Source organism: Leptolyngbya sp. CALU 1928, assembly GCF_056784215.1.
Genome location: NZ_JBXBCE010000001.1, coordinates 572,303 through 593,245, shown reverse-complemented (window position 1 = coordinate 593,245; position 20,943 = coordinate 572,303). Strand labels below are relative to the sequence as shown.

17 protein-coding genes and 1 pseudogene are annotated in these 20,943 nt (G+C 48.8%); 11 read left to right on the top strand and 7 right to left on the bottom strand.

What is annotated here, in order from left to right; all coding sequences use genetic code 11:
• Positions 1-10: 10 nt before the first annotated feature.
• Together AC1S5B_RS02655 and AC1S5B_RS02650 are read right to left on the bottom strand one after the other, a co-directional pair.
• A complete protein-coding gene (locus AC1S5B_RS02655; RefSeq protein WP_482034173.1) occupies positions 11-262 on the bottom strand; it encodes a hypothetical protein in 252 nt (83 codons plus the stop codon).
• A 102-nt stretch (positions 263-364) separates the two neighbouring features.
• Entirely contained in the window at positions 365-1,417 is a 1,053-nt protein-coding gene (locus AC1S5B_RS02650; protein ID WP_482034172.1) for a bifunctional heptose 7-phosphate kinase/heptose 1-phosphate adenyltransferase, read from the bottom strand.
• Positions 1,418-1,932: 515 nt separating this feature from the next.
• On the opposite strand from AC1S5B_RS02650, the gene AC1S5B_RS02645 reads away from it, so the two are divergent.
• From AC1S5B_RS02645 to AC1S5B_RS02615, 7 genes are all read left to right on the top strand, one after another.
• The gene (locus AC1S5B_RS02645; RefSeq protein WP_482034171.1) at positions 1,933-4,479 is read left to right on the top strand and encodes an EAL domain-containing protein; all 2,547 of its coding nucleotides are present in this window, start codon (positions 1,933-1,935) and stop codon (positions 4,477-4,479) included.
• A 63-nt stretch (positions 4,480-4,542) separates the two neighbouring features.
• Entirely contained in the window at positions 4,543-4,962 is a 420-nt protein-coding gene (locus AC1S5B_RS02640; RefSeq protein WP_482034170.1) for a hypothetical protein, read from the top strand.
• Between the two features lie 158 nt (positions 4,963-5,120).
• Positions 5,121-5,978 carry an alpha/beta fold hydrolase gene (locus AC1S5B_RS02635; RefSeq protein ID WP_482034169.1) on the top strand — a complete coding sequence of 286 codons (858 nt, stop codon included), beginning with the start codon at positions 5,121-5,123 and terminating at the stop codon, positions 5,976-5,978.
• A gap of 57 nt (positions 5,979-6,035) precedes the next feature.
• A complete protein-coding gene (locus AC1S5B_RS02630) occupies positions 6,036-6,968 on the top strand; it encodes a glycosyltransferase family 2 protein (RefSeq protein ID WP_482034168.1) in 933 nt (310 codons plus the stop codon).
• A gap of 140 nt (positions 6,969-7,108) precedes the next feature.
• Positions 7,109-7,897: a 30S ribosomal protein S2 gene (gene rpsB / locus AC1S5B_RS02625; RefSeq protein WP_482034167.1), complete on the top strand. Its 789-nt coding sequence runs from the start codon at positions 7,109-7,111 to the stop codon at positions 7,895-7,897.
• 84 nt (positions 7,898-7,981) lie between these two features.
• Entirely contained in the window at positions 7,982-8,740 is a 759-nt protein-coding gene (gene tsf, locus AC1S5B_RS02620; RefSeq protein WP_482034166.1) for a translation elongation factor Ts, read from the top strand.
• A gap of 180 nt (positions 8,741-8,920) precedes the next feature.
• The gene (locus AC1S5B_RS02615) at positions 8,921-10,438 is read left to right on the top strand and encodes a site-2 protease family protein (protein WP_482034165.1); all 1,518 of its coding nucleotides are present in this window, start codon (positions 8,921-8,923) and stop codon (positions 10,436-10,438) included.
• Positions 10,439-10,451: 13 nt separating this feature from the next.
• Here the strand turns inward: AC1S5B_RS02615 and AC1S5B_RS02610 are convergent, their stop codons facing one another.
• The gene (locus AC1S5B_RS02610) at positions 10,452-12,296 is read right to left on the bottom strand and encodes a hypothetical protein (protein WP_482034164.1); all 1,845 of its coding nucleotides are present in this window, start codon (positions 12,294-12,296) and stop codon (positions 10,452-10,454) included.
• Between the two features lie 786 nt (positions 12,297-13,082).
• On the opposite strand from AC1S5B_RS02610, the gene AC1S5B_RS02605 reads away from it, so the two are divergent.
• On the top strand, positions 13,083-15,659 hold the full coding sequence (locus tag AC1S5B_RS02605; protein WP_482034163.1) for a tetratricopeptide repeat protein: 2,577 nt from the start codon (positions 13,083-13,085) through the stop codon (positions 15,657-15,659).
• A gap of 10 nt (positions 15,660-15,669) precedes the next feature.
• Here AC1S5B_RS02605 and AC1S5B_RS02600 read toward each other — a convergent pair.
• Both AC1S5B_RS02600 and AC1S5B_RS02595 read right to left on the bottom strand, forming a co-directional pair.
• Positions 15,670-15,939: pseudogene (locus AC1S5B_RS02600) on the bottom strand (HigA family addiction module antitoxin); the annotation flags it as partial.
• A gap of 119 nt (positions 15,940-16,058) precedes the next feature.
• Positions 16,059-16,241: a type II toxin-antitoxin system RelE/ParE family toxin gene (locus tag AC1S5B_RS02595; protein WP_482034162.1), complete on the bottom strand. Its 183-nt coding sequence runs from the start codon at positions 16,239-16,241 to the stop codon at positions 16,059-16,061.
• 96 nt (positions 16,242-16,337) lie between these two features.
• Between AC1S5B_RS02595 and AC1S5B_RS02590 the strand changes: the two genes are divergently transcribed.
• Positions 16,338-18,605: a pentapeptide repeat-containing protein gene (locus tag AC1S5B_RS02590; protein WP_482034161.1), complete on the top strand. Its 2,268-nt coding sequence runs from the start codon at positions 16,338-16,340 to the stop codon at positions 18,603-18,605.
• A gap of 48 nt (positions 18,606-18,653) precedes the next feature.
• Here the strand turns inward: AC1S5B_RS02590 and AC1S5B_RS02585 are convergent, their stop codons facing one another.
• Entirely contained in the window at positions 18,654-19,637 is a 984-nt protein-coding gene (locus AC1S5B_RS02585) for an AraC family transcriptional regulator (RefSeq protein WP_482034160.1), read from the bottom strand.
• Between the two features lie 65 nt (positions 19,638-19,702).
• Positions 19,703-19,861 (bottom strand): hypothetical protein, encoded by a 159-nt coding sequence (locus tag AC1S5B_RS02580; RefSeq protein WP_482034159.1) that lies wholly within the window; start codon positions 19,859-19,861, stop codon positions 19,703-19,705.
• Positions 19,862-19,891: 30 nt separating this feature from the next.
• On the opposite strand from AC1S5B_RS02580, the gene AC1S5B_RS02575 reads away from it, so the two are divergent.
• Positions 19,892-20,392, top strand: coding sequence for a (R)-mandelonitrile lyase (locus tag AC1S5B_RS02575; RefSeq protein WP_482034158.1), 501 nt, complete (start codon positions 19,892-19,894; stop codon positions 20,390-20,392).
• Positions 20,392-20,931, top strand: coding sequence for a cyclophilin-like fold protein (locus AC1S5B_RS02570; RefSeq protein ID WP_482034157.1), 540 nt, complete (start codon positions 20,392-20,394; stop codon positions 20,929-20,931). The genes AC1S5B_RS02575 and AC1S5B_RS02570 overlap by 1 nt, the downstream gene beginning before the upstream one ends.
• Positions 20,932-20,943 lie beyond the last annotated feature (12 nt).

The following is a 20,943-nucleotide window of genomic DNA, read 5'->3' as shown; positions in this document are numbered from 1 at the left end:
AACCCTTTAGTTATTTAGCTTGGGCTTCAGACTGATTGACCTGCTGCTCAGACTGCATGACTGATTGCTGAACTTGGTTTTTTTTCTGCTCAAGCTTGTTAGCTTGCTGTTGGGCAGCTTCTTCGCGCTGATTCACCACTTTGGTCGTGGGCGATGAGACAGCTTCTGGCTTGGGGGCAGTAGTCGCTTTGGGTTTATTGCAAGCGCTAAGGGTGAGAGTGCTAAGGGCGATCGCCATGAGCATGATAGAAAAATTAATCATTTTCGATGTGCATAGTTTGCTGCTCTATAGTGCCCTTTTCCTTAAAGAACACTCACCTGCCATCTGAAACCCGAAAACCAGAACCCGACTCCTGCAACCTGCTTATCCATTGAATTCTTCCAACAGCAGTTCTAACGCGGTCTTCATTTCTGCTGGCGTAGTTGGAGTGGTGCCAAATTGCCGGACTACAATGCTGGCAGCCAAGTTGCCTAAAACAGCAGCTTCCCAGGAAGAAGCTCCCAGCGTCAAGCCCAAGGTCAAAGCGGCAACTACGGTATCTCCGGCTCCGGTGACATCAAATACGTCGGTTCGGTTAAAGGCGGGAATGTGATACTCAGCCCCGTCGTTTTGAAATAGGCTCATGCCATCTTCGCCGCGAGTAATCAGCATTTTTTGCGCTTGAGTTAACTGCAACAGGTCGTTGCCGCCTTGACGCAACAGAGCCTCGCTTTTACTACCGTCTATTTTGACGAGCGGGTAGCCCACGGCTTGTTCGGCTTCAGGCAGGTTAGGCGTAAAAATGCTGGCTCCTTGATAGCGATCGAGATCTTTTTGGGCATCCACAACGCTAAAAGGATGATCTAGGGCGGCGGCAATCACGATGTCCGAAAGGGTGCCATCGCCGTAGTCAGAGCAAACGACTGCATCAACGCTGCCGATGTGTTGACGAATGTAGTCGGCGAGTTGGGTTTGCAATTCAGCAGAGGGCAATTCATCGGACTTGCGATCGACGCGCACAATTTGCTGCGTTACGGATTGGCGGGCGTGTCCTGAGATGCGGGTTTTGGTAACGGTGGGGCGATCGCCATCTAACAAAATTCCTTCAATGTTCACGCCAGCCGTTTCAAAAATCTGGCGCAATGCTTTGCCTTGATCGTCTTTGCCCACTAGCCCAACAGCTTTGACTTGGGCACCCAATTTTGCAAAGTTATAGACCGCGTTTGCACCACCACCCGCGACTTGCTGAGTCTGTTCATGGCGAATAATCAGCACCGGTGCTTCTCGTGAAAGCCGCTCTACTTGTCCGGTCAAAAATTCATCTAGGCAGAGATCCCCTACCACTAACACGGTTGGCTGATGGAAACAGTCCAGCAGATTAAATAGGCGATCGGCAGACTTAGCAAGTTTTGCGGCGAAAGTTAAATCAAAAGTCATAGGTAACTGGTACTATTCCAGTGCCCTATTGTCTCGCAAATTCTTGGGTTTAGATATTCTTTTGAGCAAACTTATGAGAATTGAATCGAAGTATTCGCAACTAAGAGATCACCCTAACGGGGCAGAAGCCTCCTGCCTGAAGCCCTTATCTAAACATTTTGCGGTTCTATTGGCTGAGATAAGTTTCAGTTAGTAGAATAAGCTGTACAGGGGATAAAGCCATCTTCAGATTCAAACTGACTCGGTATGCAAGTTCCAGCAGTTGAATTTTTTTGAAAGAGGAACTAGCACGATCGGTTGACAGTCGAATGATTTGAGAGTCAACCCATGGAAAACTGATGGCTAAGTGCGTCTATACATTTATCTTTCAAGCTTTTCTCTTTTTTGAGTACCAGCCGTGGATTTATCCGGCTGAGCTTGATGGCTCTATGTAGAGTGTTTTTGACAGGCTACACAGAGCCAAAAATGTGAACTAGTGTTTCCCGCGATCGCTTACCCCCGTTTACTCTGCTTGCATGGCACATTCCCAAAGAAGAGTTACTAATTTTATCCAGAGCAGTCGCCGGGTCGTTCGCTCTATTGTGAAGCATCCTGCCCTGCTGACTAGCCTGCTGGTTGCAGGATTTATAGTCGGCATCCGCAGTGTGGGCGGATTGGAATCATCAGAACTGCTAGCCTACGACCAGATGATTCGGCTGCGACCCGATCGTCCAGCAGATCCCAGGCTTTTAGTTGTCACGATCACTGAAGCAGATATTCGATCGCAAAAGCGCTGGCCCATTTCCGATGCTGTCATTGCTGAATTAATTGAAAAATTGCAATCTTACCAACCTCGCACGATCGGGTTAGACATTTATCGGGATGTGCCTCATTCGCCAGGAGAGGCTGCCTTAGCAAAACAGTTGCAAGCCCCTAATTTAATTGCAATTATGCTGCTGGGAAATGCCGATAAAGATGCAGTTCCCGCTCCTGATGGGGTTCTTCCTAATCGGGTAGGAATCAGCGATATCGTCGTTGATCCAGATGCAGTGGTGCGGCGTAATTTGATGTATGCCACCGTTAAAGGCAAAGCTTTTTACTCATTCTCGCTGCAATTAGCGTTGCATTACTTATCCAATCAAAAACAGTTCAAGTTTGAGGTGGTGCCCAGTGAAGCAATTAAAGTGGGTAAGACCGTTTTTCCTGCCCTCAATCCAGATGCCGGCGGCTACCAAACCTTGGACGATAGCGGCTATCAGGTACTACTAGACTACCGCTCTACCTACAATGTAGCGCGTCAAGTCAGCCTATCTGACGTACTCAATGGACGGGTTGATCCAGCTTGGGTGAAAGACAAGTTAGTCATTATTGGTACTACGGCTCCTAGCACTAGGGATTTATTTTTAACGCCCTATAATCTTTCCAACGATAAAAGCCCTGAAATGCCTGGGGTAATTGTCCATGCTCAAAAGGCTAGCCAAATTCTCAGCACTGTTCTGGATGGCTATCCACTGACCTGGTTTTGGTGGCAGGAAGGTGAAATTCTCTGGATTGTTGCCTGGTCTTGTGCGGGGGGAGTGTTGGGGTGGCGCTTCCGACATCCTCTCACGTTGGGCGTTGGCAATGTTGTGGCGATCGCCGGATTATTTGGTGGCTGTTTTATCCTGTTTTTATCCAATGGTTGGATACCGTTTGTGCCACCCGCGATCGCCTTTGTTAGCTCCAGTGTGGCAGCAGTTGCCTATCGCCTTTTATATGATGCACTTCACGACGAACTCACGGGATTGCCAAATCGGGCTTTGTTTGTCCAGCGGCTTCAATGGTCACTCAATCGTTCTCCAAAAAAGTTGAGCCAATCGGTTGAAGAGCCGCCTGGAATAGCCGTTTTGCTTTTAGGACTCGATAGCTTTAAAACCATTAACGAAAGTTTGGGGCATCAACGAGCCGATCAATTGCTGGTTGCGATCGCTCAACGATTACAAGCGTACCTCCGGTCTCATGACGAACTGGCGCGGGTGGGGGGAGATGAGTTTGCGATTCTGCTGCGACCCGTCAGAGATAAAGATGAAGTGAGCCATTTAGCCGATCGCTTTCAAAAGCAACTGAAATTACCGTTTAATCTGGATGGGCAAGATGTCTTTACAACCGCTAGTGCGGGCATTGTCTGGTGTCCGGCAAACCAAGCCTACCAGCCCGAAGAAGTGTTGAGAGATGCCCATACTGCAATGAACCAGGCAAAGGCATCCGGAAAAGCTCGCTATCAGATGTTTATCTCTGGAATGCGCGTACAAGTGATGACGCGGATGCAGCTTGAGATTGATTTGCGGGGGGCGATCGATCGCCAAGAGTTCCAATTGCACTACCAGCCATTTGTTTGCTTAGAAACCGGCAAAATTGCTGGATTTGAAGCATTACTACGCTGGCAACATCCTCAGCGGGGATTTGTTCATCCCCTAGAATTTATTCCAGTTGCCGAAGAAACTGACTTGATTATTCCGATTGGCGCATGGGTGATTGAGGAAGCCTGTCGTCAATTAAAAATCTGGCAAAACCAATTTCCTAGTAGCGCTCCTTTGGTGGTTAGCGTCAACCTATCCATTAAACAGTTTAGTCAACCCAATGATCTGGTCAATCAAATTGAGCAAATCCTAAAAGATACTCATATAGATGGACGTTGCCTTAAGCTTGAGATTACCGAAAGCATTGCGATGACCAACGTGGAAACCACGATCGCCTTATTGCTACGCCTTAAAGCGCTCAATCTTCAACTGAGCATTGATGATTTTGGCACGGGGTATTCTTCTCTCAGCTATCTCCATCAGTTTCCGACGGATACCATCAAAGTGGATCGGTCTTTTGTCAGCCGGATGGGGTTTGAACGGGAGGACATTCACATTGTCAAAACCATCATCATGCTAGGACACAATCTGGGTATGTATATTGTGGCGGAAGGCGTGGAAACAGCCGAGCAGCTAGCCCTGTTGCGATCGCTCCAGTGTGAATATGGTCAAGGGTATTTCTTTGCAAAACCTCTCCCTTCAGATATGGCAACAGCTTTACTAGAAAGCGCCCCTCAGTGGTAATTCGTTAATTCCTATCCCTTTAGCCGTCATAATTGTAAGGTGGGAACTGGAGTGACAATCTAAATGGGACGAGTCATTTGGGCGATCGCGCTGACACTGTTGCTTACTGCTTGCGGAACAATAGGCATAAAGTTGCCAAACGATTTAGTTGAGCAAGCGATCGCGCTCCAGCTAAGCCAAACTCAGCAACAGCTTAACCAACAGCTTCGTTTAGATCTTCAGCCTGAAATCGACATTCGGCGCATCAAAATCACCGAAAAGAACCCGTTACAAATCCAACAGCTTCAGGCATATCAAGTAAAAGGCACCTGCGACTATACGATCAAACTGCCCAAACGGGACATCACCCAACGTCAGGCTCCCTTTGAAGTGTATTTGCAACGCCAAAAAGAAGGGAAAACTTGGCGCTTAGCTTTCATTAAAACCACCGAAAATGGCGAACCCATCTGGGCAACCCAACGCATTTCAACTGATACGTTCTAGTCTCATACCTGTACGGGTTTAGCCTTCGGAACATAACTTTTGGATAAGTTGCAGGGATCATTGCCCGTAGATTGCTTGCCGCAGGGTATGCTAAACCCCTACTAAATCCTGATCTGTAATTCACAATTCTCATTCGCCACTCGCCATTCGTAACTCCTATGCAATCACCCTGGACTCACGGCTTTATCACCACCAACGGTATTCGGCTGCACTATGTGACTCAAGGCAGTGGACCTTTAATGCTGTTTCTTCACGGATTTCCAGAGTTTTGGTATTCTTGGCGGCACCAAATTCCAGAGTTTGCCAAAGATCACAAAGTGGTGGCGATCGACCTGCGTGGCTACAACAATAGCGATAAACCAGCAGAGTCTACCGCCTACTCCATGCCTGAATTGATCAACGATGTGCAGGGCGTGATTACAGGTTTAGGATATGACCAATGTGTGTTGGTGGGTCACGATTGGGGTGGCGCGATCGCCTGGTCTTTTGCTTACGCCCATCCCGAAATGGTAGAACGCCTGATCATTCTCAACCTTCCCCACCCCGCCAAATTTGCCGAAGGCTTACGTACTCCCCAGCAGCTTCTTCGCAGTTGGTATATCTTCTTTTTCCAGCTTCCCTTTCTGCCAGAACTTGTGATTCAGTTGAATGACTACCAGGCTTTAGAACAAGCATTTCGAGGCATGGCAGTTAATAAAAGTGCTTTTACCAATGCGGATATCGAAGCCTACAAAAATGCCCTTGCCAAACCCGGCGTTCTCACTGCTGCCGTTAATTACTACCGTAATGTCCTTCAATTAGGTTCCTCCCTACAAAGGTCGTGGACTGTTTTGGACGTGCCCACCCTGATGATTTGGGGTGAAGATGACCTTCCCCTAGGCAAAGAACTCAGCTACGGCACTGAGCAATATGTTCGTGATTTTCAGATCAAATACATTCCCAATTGCAGCCATTGGGTGCAACAAGAGCAGCCCCAACTCGTCAATCAATATATGCGCGAATTTCTGACACGCTAAACTCAAGCTGGTAAAGCTTTCCCATTTAGTCAGACGAACGAACTGAGAGGAGTTAGAGTGTTTTTTAGTGTAGTCATTCCCACCTATAACCGTCAGCCAATTTTGGAGAAATGCCTGAAGGCGTTGGAGCATCAAGTATTTGATCCGAGCCACATTGCCGGATACGAAGTGGTGGTAGTGGATGATGGCTCCACGGATGAAACGGTGGAATGGTTGCACAGTACGGCTGATTTCCCTCATGTGCGACTGTTTCAGCAAGATCACAAAGGTGCAGCGGCGGCGCGAAACTTGGGCGTGGAAAAGGCAACGGGCGACACGATTATTTTTATTGATAGTGATTTGGTGGTCACAGAAATATTTTTGCAATCCCACGCCGAAAAGTTGGTAGAAGGGGCGCGATCGCTGGGTCACGATCGCCTTTTCACCTATGGGCGCGTGATCAACACCTGCAACTTTGACGACCCCACCTCAGAACCGTTCAAAGTTACCGATTATTCTCAGGCGTTTTTTGCGACTGGAAACGTGGCGATCGCCCGCACCTGGCTAATCCAAGCCGGACTTTTTGATACCCAATTCCAACTCTACGGCTGGGAAGACCTGGAACTCGGCGTGCGGCTCAAAAATCTAGGCTTACAGCTAATCAAATGTCCCGATGCCGTCGGCTATCACTGGCATCCGCCCTTCTCCCTCAGTCAGATTCCCAAACTGATCGACCAAGAAATTCAGCGGGGCAAAATGGGCGTGTTGTTCTACCAAAAACACCCCACCTGGAATGTGCGGCTAATGATTCAAATGACCTGGCTGCATCGCATTCTCTGGGGCGTTCTCTCCTTGGGCGGCTCCCTCAACGAACGCACCATGGCTCCCCTACTCCAATGGCTGATCGACCAAGGCAAGCCTCAACTCGCCCTAGAACTCGCCCGGATTTTCCTCAACTGGTACAACGTCCAGGGAGTCTACCAAGCCTATCGAGAAATGCAGCACAGCTAATATAGATACAGCTAAATAAATGACATCCTCGCTGCGCTACACTGGGAATGTTGTTTAAATTCACACATCCGGAATTTCGGGTGTCTCAATTCAGAGATGCAACCGGATGGAGGAATAACCCGAACAGGAGAAAAGTTGATATGCCAGTCGTTTCATTGGCTCAATTGTTAGAGTCTGGGGTTCACTTTGGGCACCAAACCCGCCGTTGGAATCCCAAAATGGATACCTACATTTACACGTCCCGTAATGGCGTTCATATCATTGATTTGGTGCAAACCGCCCGATTGATGGATGAAGCCTATAACTATGTGCGGACTGCATCTGAGCAGGGTAAAAAGTTTCTGTTCATTGGCACCAAGCGTCAAGCTGCCGGAATCGTGGCACAAGAAGCGAGTCGCTGCGGTGCTTACTATGTAAACCAGCGCTGGTTGGGCGGAATGCTGACCAACTGGGCGACGATTAAAACTCGCGTCGATCGCCTAAAAGATCTCGAACACCGTGAAGCTACGGGTGGACTCGATTTGTTGCCCAAGAAAGAAGCGTCTGTCTTGCGGCGCGAACTCGAAAAGCTCCAGAAATATCTGGGTGGCATTAAAGCCATGCGGAAAGTGCCCGACATTGTGGTGATCGTGGATCAAAAGCGAGAATACAACGCAGTTCAAGAGTGCCAAAAGCTCAACCTGCCCATTGTGTCTATGTTGGACACCAACTGCGACCCTGATGTGGTGGATGTTCCCATTCCAGCGAATGATGATGCCATCCGGTCAATTAAGCTAATAGTGGGCAAGTTGGCAGATGCGATCTATGAAGGTCGGCATGGTCAGCTTGAAGCCGATGAAGAATACGATGATTATGATGGCGCTGATGGGGAGTACGACTATGAAGATAGTGATGCTCCTCCTGAGGAAAATGAGGAAACCGCAAATTAAATAGTAGTGAATGATGAGTGATAAGTTACAGACCCTAACTTGTCACTGATCATTCATTGCTTTAGACCGTTAGGAGTAAGGGCAATGGCAGACATCTCGGCAAAATTGGTTAAAGAACTGCGCGAAAAAACGGGCGCAGGCATGATGGATTGTAAGAAAGCACTCCAAGAAACGGAGGGCAATATTGAAAAGGCAAGCGAATGGCTACGGAAAAAGGGAATTTCATCGGCTGAGAAAAAAGCTGGTAAAGTGGCTGCGGAAGGGTTAGTGGGTCAATACATCCACATTGGTGGTCGGATTGGCGTGTTGGTAGAAGTGAACTGCCAAACGGATTTTGTGGCTCGGAATGAGGCGTTTAAGGCACTCGTTCAAAATATTGCGATGCAAATTGCAGCGTCCAAGGTGGAGTACGTCAAAATTAGCGACATTCCTGCCGCGATCGCCGACAAGGAAAAAGAAATTGAGATGGGTCGAGATGACCTATCGGGCAAGCCTGAGGCAATGAAGGAAAAGATTGTGCAGGGGCGCATTGAAAAACGGTTGAAAGAACTGTGCTTGATCGATCAGGCATATGTTAAGGATCAAACCATTACGATCGCAGAGTTGGTTGCCCAGCATGTGGCAAGTTTGGGTGAAAACATTCAAGTACGCCGCTTTGTCCGGTTTGAACTAGGCGAAGGAATTGAGAAGGAAGAAACCGATTTTGCGGCAGAGGTTGCGGCTCAAATGGGAGTTTCTACGGCTGTAGCCCCTGAAGCCTCTGCAACGGCAGAGGCAAACGGTGAGTCGAAAGACGACAAAAAGAAAGAGAGCAAGAAAGACGGCAAGAAAGGTAAGAAATAGTTGGCTTTTGCAAGGCTAATTGGCTTAAACCAAACTTTAGAGGGAGTCCAATTGGGTTCCCTCTATTTTTTGACGAGAAATGGAGGGAGCTAATTCAGGTAGAGTAGATATTTAGGCATTTTATTAAGACAAATAAAGTCTCTTTAAACAGAGTCGTTTGATTTAGAAAAAGGGTTTGGGATGTTCACGGCAATAACTGAAGATTTAACACTACTGACCGTTGCTTTTGGAGTTGGCTTGTTAGCTTGGGGATTTTTCCGCGCTAGACCCTCAGGCAAGGTTGGAATTTTTGCGTGGTTGCAGTCTGTGGTGCTGATGTTGCCTTGGCTGCTATTCCTTGGGCTTGCTGCGGCTGGAGTGATGCTAAATCTGGTGATTATGTTGCTGTTGCTAGTGGTGTCGGCCGGAGTTTACATGGGCTTGGGTGGTCAAGTGCGATCGCTTAAGCAAGAAACAGCGGCTCACCGAGTAGATGCGATCGCGGCTTCCGACAAACCTAATCATGAGTCCTTAGATCACTCACCTCAACCTGAACCTAGCCTAGATCCATCTCAGGCAAGCGCAACACCAGACGATCTGGATGTCGTCCCCCTGCCGCCCGAAGACCTCAAAGCAATTCAAGGCATTTTTGGGATTGATACCTTTTTTGCCACCGAAACTATCCCTTATCAAGAAGGCGCAATCTTTCGGGGCAATCTGCGCGGCGACCCAGATGTGGCTTACACCAAACTATCCGAAAGCCTAAAAACGCGCTTGGGAGAAACCTATCGTCTATTTCTAGTTGAGAATCAGGATGAGAAGCCTGTAATTATCGTCTTGCCAAGCAGTCGTGATCCACAACCGCTGAACCCGTCACAAAAGCTGCTATCAGGCGTTTTACTCATTCTTAGCATCATCGCTTGTTTAGAAAGTGCAGGGTTGATGTTGGGGTTTGACTTGTTTGAAAACCCAAATAGAGTCGCTGAAACGATCCCATTCGCGGCAGGCATTATTGGAATTCTGGCTGCTCACGAAGTTGCTCATTGGGCGATCGCTAACCGCCATACTGTCCGCTTGAGTCTGCCCTTCTTTATTCCCACTCTGCAAATTGGCTCATTTGGCGCTCTAACCAAGTTTCTTTCCATCTTGCCCAATCGCAATGTTTTATTCGATGTCGCATTTGCAGGACCCGCCGCTGGAGGGTTCGTTTCCTTTTTGGTGCTGCTTCTCGGCTTACTGCTCTCCCATAAAGGCAGCTTATTTCAACTGCCGTCCGAATTTTTTCAGGGTTCCATTTTGGTTGCCACTTTGGCACGAGTCGTGTTGCAAGAACCCTTAAAACAACCCATTGTTGATGTTCACCCATTCGTTGTTTTAGGGTGGCTAGGTCTGGTAATTACGGCACTCAATCTGCTACCCGCTGGGCAACTGGATGGCGGGCGAATCGTCCAGGCAGTTTATGGACGCAAAATTGCTGCTCGAACCACCGTTGCAGTTTTGATTGTGTTGGGCTTGGCTTCTTTTGTGAATCCATTAGCATTTTATTGGGCGCTAATTCTGCTCTTTGTTCAGCGTGATTTGGAGCGTCCTTGCGCGAACGAACTGACCGAACCAGATGATGCACGAGCCGCATTGTGCTTACTGGCACTGTTTTTGATGATTGTGACGTTGCTGCCACTGACACCCAGTTTGGCAGGGCGGTTAGGCATTGGCATGTGAGTCGCTGAACTATTTAAACCCCTTGCAGGACAGGAGTTAATTCTAGGATTGATTCATTTGAGGTTTGACCAACAGTGATCATTGGGTCGGTCACTTGCTCTTCCTCTAGGAAAATAGGCGCAGCATTAGCAATAACGACTTGGGTGTTCACTGCGCTGATTGGGTCAGTCGTCTGCTCTTCCTGCATGGAAAGAGGCACAGCATTCGTAACAACACCTTGGGTGTTCACCGGGTTGATTGGGTTGGTTGGTTCCTCTTCCGGCACGGAAAGGGGCGCAGCATTAGCAATAACTTGAGTACTCGTTAGGTTCGTTGGCTGATCCACTTCCGCTACGGGTGGCACACTGATTGGAGGCACCACCGGAGGGAAGGGCGCGTTAACCCCATATACCCGGTAGCCACTGTCTGCCAGCATGGCAAAATCCATTTCGGTTGGACCCGGTAGATAGTAAAGCCACTGGTAAGACATGATGGATGAGACTCTGCCGGCTGGATGCCAATAGTCATACTGAGCCGTTACAGGATTAGCGCCATCTTGAGACTGCAAAGGAATATATTGTCCACCGTTGAGGGCTTTGGAGTATTCCCCTTTAAAAACAGCGGTTTGAGGAGTCGTAAAGTCTTGCTTCAAATACCCTTCCCAGTTTAACCCTAGCAATCCTAAGGTATGCCCCAATTCGTGGGACACCGCATTGTAAAGGTAGGTATTGCTGACGGCTTCATCGATCGTAATTTGCCCAACGCGAGGCATCAAATCGGCGGAGGTGATCCATCCACCATAGTCATATTCAACTCCGCCATAGCCGCCAGCAGTGCCATTGGAGTTGATGGTATTCACAAACACAACCAAATCATCTACATAGCGCTGGGTTTGAAACGCCGTAGTAGCCGTAGTAGTGGAGCCAGCCTGTAATTTGTTAATCGTTCCATTTAGCTGCAAGCCAGTCCATTCATTCGCAATTCGGCTTGACCAATCCAAAGATGCTTGTTGGGCGATCGCCCGTCGCTCAATCGTCCAAAAGCCAGAGGTATCGTTGCGAAAATCGAGGTCAATATTAAACCGTGAGGTATCAGGAGTATAGGTGTTCGTAATTGAGCCTAGATCATAGGTGCCGCTGGAGATGGTGCCGCTGGAGATCGCTCCACCGTTTAACTGGTAGTCGAGAGTATTGCCAATCGTCCGATCGGTTGCAACGCCATCTACTTCAGCAATAAACCAAACGGTTTGAATTTGATCCCAAGTTTGGGGCGTAAAGGTCACAAAATTTTGAGTACCGTTTTGTAGACTGCCATCCGCATCTACGACCAAAAAGCTACCTGGTGTGAATGCCAGCGTAATGTTTGAAGTGGGTGCTTGCGCTAAATTAAGTTTTAGTTGAAAGGTTCCTGTATCGCCTTCCTTTCCACTAAACAGAAGATTGCTAAAAGTCACCAAGCTGGGCGGAGTCGGCTCATTGGGAGGAATGATCAGCGCAATAACGCTCGGATCATTATTTACTGTTTCTACTGGCACCCTAGGGCGGGTCACCCGTTGAGCAGTAACCCCTTGATCAGTACTCAACACAGGAGCAATAGTGGGTGAGGGCACAAAAGCGATTGCCCCAGGATCTAACACCGTCAGACCGGGCAAAGCTTGATCAAGTGGGGTGAAACTAGAATCTTGTCCAATGCTCAAGTCAGTGTAATCCGCGTTAGCCAGAGAGCTAGAAGCACTGGAAAGATTCATCGGCAGCGAATCTGTTAATGCTGAGTTAGAAGCAATATTGGAATGGGATGTAGATTGAACAATGGAGTCTGATAGAGAGGAGCCAAAGCCTAACGGAGACTCAAGGGCACGATAGGTACAATTTATACACATAAACTAAAGTCAGTCGTGTTTATTATTGGGTCAAATAGAGAAATATAGCCATTGCTCAGGTGTAGGGTAATTTACTCAGCTAAACTTAGCCCGCACTCCCCAACCCTTCTCCTTAAGCGGTAAGAGAGAAGTAAGATATAGAGTCAAAGCTTTTTCCCAAAACGGTAGAAAGATCTAAGGAAAGGGCAATCGAGAAAACTGCACATTGCGTCTAGGTTAAAAATCTTGCTCGTGATGATGTGGACATCGGAAACGACATCCCTGCTGAATTTGTTCATCCGTCTAAAAGCGCCAAATACCAATGCACTCAGCAATAAAACAAATTACAAATCTGAAAATACATCACGCTAGAGATTTAGAAGAGAGCCAATGTATTTTGCAATCTTGGATCGGAATCTTGCCCAGCCACCCTTGATTAAGAATAACAAGGAAAGTTTTCAAAGTTGATGAAGTCTTGACAAAGATGAACAGTTCGTCAAGATTCTCGACAAAAAATTTGGTTGACCACTATTTAATTGATCGATGTGTGGCGATCGCCCTTTAATATGGACCACCACAGACTTTGCGCTTTTCCATAAACAAAACCTTTCTCTATCCGTGAATATCTCAAGCTGAAATCTTCATGGTTTCTTCATGCAAATCCACGATGCTTTTAAGCTTTTCTGGGTAATTCCTCGGAACCCTTGAAACTACTTTGTTGCGATCCTTATAGATAGGGTGGAGTAGCTTCGGAAATTTCCTGGCTGTCGCTACATAGACTTGTAAACTCTGGAAGATTGGCAAGTTATGCTGGGCAAAATTCTTGGAAGCCGTTACGAAATTAAACAGCATTTGGGGGGCGGTGGTTTTGGGCAAACCTATTTGGCAGACGATTTACATTTGCCGGGACAGCCTACCTGTGTAGTCAAGCAGCTAAAACCTAAAAAGGTTGATCCAGAAACGTTTCAGGCTGCAAAGCGCTTATTCGATACAGAAGCTGAGGTGCTTTATGCCTTAGGCAGCCATAGCCAGATTCCTAGGCTATTCGCTCACTTTGAAGAAGAGCAGAACTTTTTCCTGGTGCAAGAATTTATTGAAGGAACCGTTTTTAATCAGGAATTACGGCAGCGGACGCAGTTTGCTGAAGCAGAAATCCTGCATCTTTTGCAAGATATTTTAACGGTGCTGGAGTTTGTGCATCAGCAGCAGGTGGTTCACCGCGACATTAAACCATCTAATCTCATTCGCCGATCGCAGGATCAATGTTTGGTTCTGATCGATTTTGGTGCTGTTAAGCAAATCGGCTGGGCGGATGGTGACCATCGGCACTCAACCGATAGTGTGGCGATCGGGTCTTCTGGTTACATGCCGAACGAGCAATTGGCGGGAATGCCATGTTTTAGCAGTGATATTTATGCGCTTGGGATTTTGGCGATTCAATGCCTGACTGGAAGTTATCTCCAGAAGCTGCCTAAAGATGTGAAAACGAGCGAAATTCTGTGGCGCGATCGCGCTCCAGTTAGCTCCGAACTTGCTACCATTTTAGATAGGATGGTGCGCTACGATTTTCGCGATCGCTATCCCTCTGCTGCCGAAGCACTGGCAGATTTGAACGGTTTGATGGGAGTGACTTCGGTTTCAGATTTATTAACAGAACAAACGATTGTCACCGTAGAGGGGCATCTCGTTTGGCTCGAACGGGGAGATGAATTATTCCAGCAGCAGCGCTATCGAGAAGCCGTAGTTGCTTACGATCGAGTGATCCAAGCCAGTTCCAGTGATTATGTAGCCTGGTTTAAACGGGGAATTGCCTTAGAAAATTTGGAGTGTTACGAAGAAGCAGCGGATTCCTATGAACGGGTGCTTCAGCTTCAACCAGAGGATTACTTGGCGTGGTATAAGCGCGGGAATGCCTTTGAACGGCTTCAGCGATCGACCGAAGCACTCCAGGCTTACGAGCAAGTGGTGCAGCTAAAGCCTGATAACTACTGGGCGTGGCACGATCGCGGCAAAATGTTGGAGACTTTGAATCGGTTTGACGAGGCAATTGCATCCTACGATCGGGCGGTCAACCTCAAGCCTGATTTTCAGGTTGCCATTGCCAGCCGTAAGCAACTTTTGAGCCGATTAAAACAGGTCGATACGCTCTACCATTTGCAGCATTATGATGAAGCGATCGCCTCCTGCGATCGCGCCATTCAAGAGAATCCAGATGATGGGCTTGCCTGGTTTATGCGCGGCATGGCAATGGAAAATTTGCAGGAATTTGATCTTGCGATCGCGGCATATCAGCGCGTGGTCGAAATTCAGCCCGATGATCATCTTGCCTGGTTTAAACAAGCGACGCTGCTCGCCACCGTGAGAAAACCCCATGAAGCACTGATGGCGTTTCAACAGGTCATCCAGCTACAGCCAGCCAATTATTGGGCATGGCACGATCGCGGGAAACTGCTCGAAAAATTGGGGCAATCGGAAGCGGCGATCGCCAGCTATGACCGGGTTTTGCAGCTTAAGCCCGATTTTCAAGCATCCGTAGATGCACGCACCCGCATTTTGAAGCAGCTTCACCAAAGCGTGATTGCGCCAACGGTTGATGAAGATGTGACCGTTTTTTCGGGGACGACTGAAAAAGACGGCTTAACTTCCTCAAACTTGAGATTACGCCAAGCGTCTTTTAGCAATGCTCAGCCACCCCAACCGGATGCGGCGGCTTTGAATCTTGATACCTCTAGTGACTTTTTTGAAGAAACTTCCATTATCAACTGCACCCCAGACGCGCCAGATACCGAGTTGATCCACCTGATTGAAGAAGAGGAAACTCAGATTAATTTTTTGGTTACCAGTCTCATCGGTGCAGACCTTGCGCCTGAAACCCCCAACACGACAGAATCAGACACCCATCACATTTGGTTTAATCAAGGGCGCACTTTAGAGAAGTTGCAGCGCTATGAAGAAGCCCTAACTGCGTTTAATCAAGCGCTACAAACCTGTTCCGATGACCCAGAATTGTGGCGGTGTCAGGCAAATGTGTTGACCCTCTTGAGTCGTCATGATGAAGCGGCGACTGCTTATAACAAAGCGCTTCAGCTTCACCCGAAGCATGTGGAACTTTGGTGTTGTCTAGGGGCTAGCCTCATGCGATCGCAGCGCTATAAAGAAGCGATCGCCGCATTTGAGCGGGCAATCCGGCTGAAGCCTAAACGCCACATTCCCTGGTATTGGCGGGGGCGAGCCTTAGCAGAACTGAAACAGTATGCAGAAGCCGTGCGGTCGTTTGAAAACGCGATCGCCTTAAAGCCAGACTTTCAACCCGCGATCGCTGACTACAAACGCATCCAAAATCGTCTGAAACAATTAGAGCAGAGTGCGGGTTGTCGAGTCTAGCGAGTGGATGTTAAGCAGAGCGGGGCTGGATGCGAGACAGAGCCTCTGCTTCTGTATTTAATGCATGGTATAAATCCCATCGCAGTTGTAAAGTCATCCAGAAATCAACTGAGGTTCCAAAGTATTTTGCCAGCCGTAGGGCTAGGCTAGGCGTAATTGCCTGCTGCTGCTGAACGATCGTCTGAATGTCCACCACAGGGACATGGATCGCGGCAGCAAGTTCTTGGATCGGTAGGTTAATAGGCACCAAAAACTCTTCCATTAGCATTTCGCCGGGATGGGTGGGTGCGCGATGGGTGGGAACTCAAATCATTGGATTGGGTAAGGTGACGGTTAGTGATAATCGACAATTTCTACGTCGCTAGGTTCGTTTTCGTGCCAGATAAAACAAAGGCGATATTAGTCGTTAATGCGAATGCTGTATTGTCCTGAGCGATCGCCCTCCAAAGCTTCCAGACGATTTCCCGGTGGTACTCGCAAATCTTCTAAACTTGCTACTGAATCTAACTGATCGAGTTTCTGGGCAGCGACTTTCCAAAGTGACTGGGGACTCAATGAAATAGTGCGTTTGCTTTGTAGCAATATACTCTGCAAGACTGGCTATCGCGCTTCCAATTCATCCTCAACGCGATTACTCTTTACTCTATTGAACAATAGCGGTGTTTTGTTAGCGGTTCAGTGTACGATCGCAGCGCCCATTATGCTTGCACACCTCGCTTGGATACGCGATCTCCCAGTTCAATCTATCGATTCATTGTCAGTAGGTTAATTGCCCTACTGCTGTTTGTTGGTTTACTGATCCCGTTTCCCGTTTCCCTGTTCCCTTGCTCTGCGGCACAGGCAGCGATCGCCCAGCCCGATCGCGTGCCGCTGACGCTAGAAATTTTGCAGGATCGGCTCAAAAATTTAGTGCAAAGCGATGGGTTACCTACGGTCGATTTGCATGGATTAATCATCGATTTAAGTCCAGGGAATGCAGACTTTCGCGATCAGTTTTATCGACTGGTTAAAGTCCAAATTCAGCGTCCAGGAACGCCAGTGGGTCTCGATTTGAGTAATTCTGTGATCCAAGGTGATTTTCAAGTCAGTCAGCTTGGGCTACGAGCGCCCCTGTATGGGCAAGCACTCGCTCCAATTTTCTCTGCCGCCGAGCAAGTTCAGCTTCAGCGTGATCGCCGCCGCCTATCTCAATTGGGCAAGCTTTCCAAATCCTTGCTGACGACCCCCAATCTTGATCCTCAAGCCACTTCCCTGCAAATCACCGCCTTTCGCGGTGCCCTCAAACTGATGCAAGCGCGGTTTATGGGCAATGCAGATTTTACCAACACCTTTTTTCTGAATCGGGTTGAAGCGCAAGGCGCACAGTTTTTGCAAGCCGCCGATTGGTCGCAAGCGCGATTTAGCCAGTCTACTAACTTTGCGGGAGCGTCCTTTAGCCGCGATGCCCGTTTTCGCAGTAGCATCTTTTTTACCAAAGTAGACTTTGATCAGGTTCAGTTTCAGGGCACCGTCAATTTTCAAAACAGTGAGTTTCAAGCAACTGCGAATTTTAACCGAGCAGTTTTTCAGAAAACTGCCAATTTTTCACGGATTCAGTGGCAAGGAAACGCCGATTTTGCTCAAACCCTTTGGCATGATCAAGTGATATTTACGCGCAGCACTTTTAGCCAAGCCCTATTTCTGGCGGATGCGGTGTTTGAAAAAACGGGGTTGTTTCGAGAAGTGCGATTTAACCAGCCGGTTAATTTGCGGGGAGCGACGCTGCTAGGGCGTATGGACTTTGGCTATGCGGGATTTGCCAAAGGCGCTTATCTGAATGTGCCGGGATTGAGGTTTGATTCGGACCAAGCGAAAATTGTCGGAAATCCGGGGCAAATTGGCAAATATATTTCCGTGCCGACGCTGCAAGGCAATGAGAATCTGCTGCGGGAACTGGTGGGTAACTTTCGGCGATTGGAGCAAATTTCAGATGCAAATCAGTTGGAGTATACGCGAGAGCGCTTGCGCTGGGGCGAATTACGGCAGCAAATCTATGGCGTAAATATCAATACGGCTCCAGTGATGCAGTTGACGCGGCTAGGTTTTTCGAGTGATCAGGCAGCCGCGATCGCCCAACGTCGCACCCAACTTCCCTTCCGAAATCCGACTGAATTGCTGTCCCTAGGAGCGGTGGATTTGGCGACCTACATTAATGTGCGCGATCGCGTGATTGCCAGAGACGTGATGTCTCCTACCCAAGAATTGCTGAGTCGTCTCGGCACGGGGCTAGCCTGTATCAGTTTGGGATTGCTGTTGCTGCTTAGTCGCTATGGCACCAACACTTGGTTGATTTTTGGGGTCGGTCTGGTGGCGATCGCTTATTTTGGGGTGTTATTTTGGCTGGTCGATCGCTGGCGACGCATCGCCCCCAATCCCATTGTGCCGTCACCCACGGAAGCAATTTGGGTGATGAGTACCTACAGCCTTCTGACCTTGGCAGGATTTAGCGCTATTTTTCGCAATGCCGAATATCCAATTTGGACGCTGCTGAGCTTAGGCGCGATCGCGGTTCCCTTCCCGGCGCTGCTGCTGATCAGCCTCTATCAACAAGGGCGCTATCACTCCTTAATGAATGTTAGCTACTTTAGCGAAGAAGGCTCTCTGCGCCAGTTACGCATCTTAATTGGGCGACTTCCCATCCTGCCTCGCTTCGAGATGTTTCGTGAACGCTATGTTCCCATCCTCTGGGATCGGCGCTGGAGTTGGCTCAACTACTTTGACTTCAGCTTTAACAACCTGCTGAAATTTGGCTTTAATGACATTCGCTTGCGCGATGAACATCTGCCCGGACTGATTACGACCCTGGTTTGGTATCAGTGGTCGCTTGGCATCCTTTACATCGCCCTCTTGCTCTGGACGCTCTCTCGCACGATTCCCGGACTCAATCTGTTGATTTACTTTAAGTGATCAACAGGGAGAGTATTATTATCCTCTCAACTGAAGATATTGATGGGATCATGTTGAACGAGCAGGCTCCCTGGTTGCTTCGCGCAGCCGTTCCACATCACGCATGGGTGGGGCACCAAAGAGTCGCTTGTACTCCCGGTTGAAGTGTGAGGCATCGTCATAGCCCACTCGGTAGGCGGCACTGGTTGCATCCAGGCTTTCCCCCAGCATCAAGCGGCGAGCTTCCTGAAGCCGCAGGTTCTTCTGGAACTGCAAGGGACTCATGGCAGTGACAGACTTGAAATGATGATGAAAGCCTGAAACACTCATGCCAAGTTCGCGGGCGATGGTTTCTATCCGCAGCGGTTGGTCAAAGTCTTGACGCAGGCGATCAACGGCTCTGGCAATGTGGTGAGTGTAGCCGCCCAGAACAGCAATTTGTCGCAGCCGATTCCCTTGCGCTCCCGTCAGCAGGCGATAAATGATTTCCCGCTTAATCAAGGGTGCCAGCACAGGCGCTTCCGCCGGGGCATCGAGCAACCGGACAAGCCGCACCGTAGCGTCTAGCAGATTGGCATCCAATGGGCTAACGTCGATCGCTTTGACATTGGCACCCCGCTGGTCTGAGGGATAGCCTGCCTCAACCATGACGGCGCTAACTAAGGTGGGGGCAAGATCCAGCCGCAGGCTCAGGTGAGGTTTATCTGGAGTGGCTTCTAGAATTTGACTGGCGATCGGCATTTCAACGGTCGCCAGCAGATAGCGCAGCGGGTCGTACTGATAGCGATCGCTACCCAGCAGTACTTCTTTGCTGCCTTGAGCAATCACACAAAAGGAAGGAACCGAGACACTATGCAGGCATTCCGAAGGGGAAGAGATGCGATAGACGTGCAAGCCTTGCAGTGGCTCGATCGTCCCATCCTGACCCATTGCCTGGGCAAGCCGATCAGCCAGTTCGTCTCGGTTGGCTTGCGCTCTGTCTGCCTCGCGTTTTGCCTGCGGATTGTTAATGGAAGCTCGATCGAACTCTGCTATGACTTTAGTCGCATTCATGGCTAGGTTTGCAGGATTGTACAACCATTCTAGACAATCATCCTATTGCTTACCTTTCAGGATGCCTAGAATGAGGTTAAAGCAATAGAAAACGATTCCAACGGCTTGTAATCGTCTGGACTTTTATTAAAGGAAATACACAGGTTGGTTGGAGCGATCACTTCTTGCGATCCACAGGAAGCACCAGCCAATCCACAGCGACTCGCTGTGGGCAAGTTTTTCATGGGCGTTGCATTAAACATGGAGGAACAACAATGAAACGGCTCACGATACCTGTCATGGCATTCTCATTCGCTTTGGGGTTTGCACAGGCAGGGCATACTCAAGTCTCATCGGGCGATCGCCCACAAAGCGTAGAAATCACACGGAATGGTTCGCAGCCTTCCACTAAAGGATCAGCCGACTATTTCACGGGTTCTGTAAGCATCAATCCTCTGTTTCCAGTACACGAGCCGTCACGCGCATCTGGTGCAAGTGTCACCTTCCAGCCTGGTGCCCGCACCGCATGGCATACCCATCCTTTGGGGCAAACCCTCATTGTGACGGATGGAATGGGCTGGGTGCAGCAGTGGGGCGGTCAAATTCAGGAAATTAGACCGGGGGATGTTGTCTGGATTCCACCCAGTGTGAAACACTGGCACGGCGCTACCGCCACGACAGCCATGACTCATATTGCCATTCATGAGGCGCTCAATGGCAGCCCTGTGGACTGGCTGGAACAGGTCAGCGACGAGCAGTATAAGGGGGAAACTTGATGCTTTCGAGATGGCTGACCGCTAGAGGAAAAAACGGTCAGAAGCGAATGCTGATTTTGCTCCTCGCCCTGGCAATGTCTCTTAGCTCCTCAGCTTGCCGTGCCAACAACAGTATCACCAGCAGTACCTCATCAGAGATACCGTCAGAGACACCGACTGAACCATCAACTGAGCAGGCAAACAGGATGAAGATCAACATCAGGGTCGGAAACGAAGTGATGACAGCGACGTTGATTGATAGCAAAACCACTCAGGTTTTTATTTCCCTGCTGCCATTAACGTTGACGTTGAAAGACCACGCGAACACCGAAAAAGTTAGTGATTTGCCAAGACGGTTATCAACAGAAGATGCACCTCCGGGTAGTGATCCGTCTGTTGGCGATCTTGCGTATTACGCTCCCTGGGGGAACTTGGCGATCTATTACAACGATTTTGGCTACTCAGACGGACTCGTGATCCTCGGCAAAATTGACGGTGATCTGACGGCGTTGAATGTGCCTGCTTCTGTCAAGGTGACGATCGAGCTGCAAACGCCATAGAAGGGTACGGCA

Excerpts from the sequence above, each read along its gene's own strand:
- AC1S5B_RS02655 (WP_482034173.1), bottom strand. The coding sequence starts at position 262 with ATGATTAATTTTTCTATCATGCTCATGGCGATCGCCCTTAGCACTCTC.
- AC1S5B_RS02650 (WP_482034172.1), bottom strand. The coding sequence starts at position 1,417 with ATGACTTTTGATTTAACTTTCGCCGCAAAACTTGCTAAGTCTGCCGAT.
- AC1S5B_RS02615 (WP_482034165.1), top strand. The coding sequence starts at position 8,921 with ATGTTCACGGCAATAACTGAAGATTTAACACTACTGACCGTTGCTTTT.
- tsf (WP_482034166.1), top strand. The coding sequence starts at position 7,982 with ATGGCAGACATCTCGGCAAAATTGGTTAAAGAACTGCGCGAAAAAACG.
- AC1S5B_RS02635 (WP_482034169.1), top strand. The coding sequence starts at position 5,121 with ATGCAATCACCCTGGACTCACGGCTTTATCACCACCAACGGTATTCGG.
- AC1S5B_RS02645 (WP_482034171.1), top strand. The coding sequence starts at position 1,933 with ATGGCACATTCCCAAAGAAGAGTTACTAATTTTATCCAGAGCAGTCGC.
- AC1S5B_RS02575 (WP_482034158.1), top strand. The coding sequence starts at position 19,892 with ATGAAACGGCTCACGATACCTGTCATGGCATTCTCATTCGCTTTGGGG.
- AC1S5B_RS02610 (WP_482034164.1), bottom strand. The coding sequence starts at position 12,296 with ATGTGTATAAATTGTACCTATCGTGCCCTTGAGTCTCCGTTAGGCTTT.
- AC1S5B_RS02605 (WP_482034163.1), top strand. The coding sequence starts at position 13,083 with ATGCTGGGCAAAATTCTTGGAAGCCGTTACGAAATTAAACAGCATTTG.
- AC1S5B_RS02570 (WP_482034157.1), top strand. The coding sequence starts at position 20,392 with ATGCTTTCGAGATGGCTGACCGCTAGAGGAAAAAACGGTCAGAAGCGA.
- AC1S5B_RS02640 (WP_482034170.1), top strand. The coding sequence starts at position 4,543 with ATGGGACGAGTCATTTGGGCGATCGCGCTGACACTGTTGCTTACTGCT.
- AC1S5B_RS02580 (WP_482034159.1), bottom strand. The coding sequence starts at position 19,861 with ATGAAAAACTTGCCCACAGCGAGTCGCTGTGGATTGGCTGGTGCTTCC.
- AC1S5B_RS02585 (WP_482034160.1), bottom strand. The coding sequence starts at position 19,637 with ATGAATGCGACTAAAGTCATAGCAGAGTTCGATCGAGCTTCCATTAAC.
- rpsB (WP_482034167.1), top strand. The coding sequence starts at position 7,109 with ATGCCAGTCGTTTCATTGGCTCAATTGTTAGAGTCTGGGGTTCACTTT.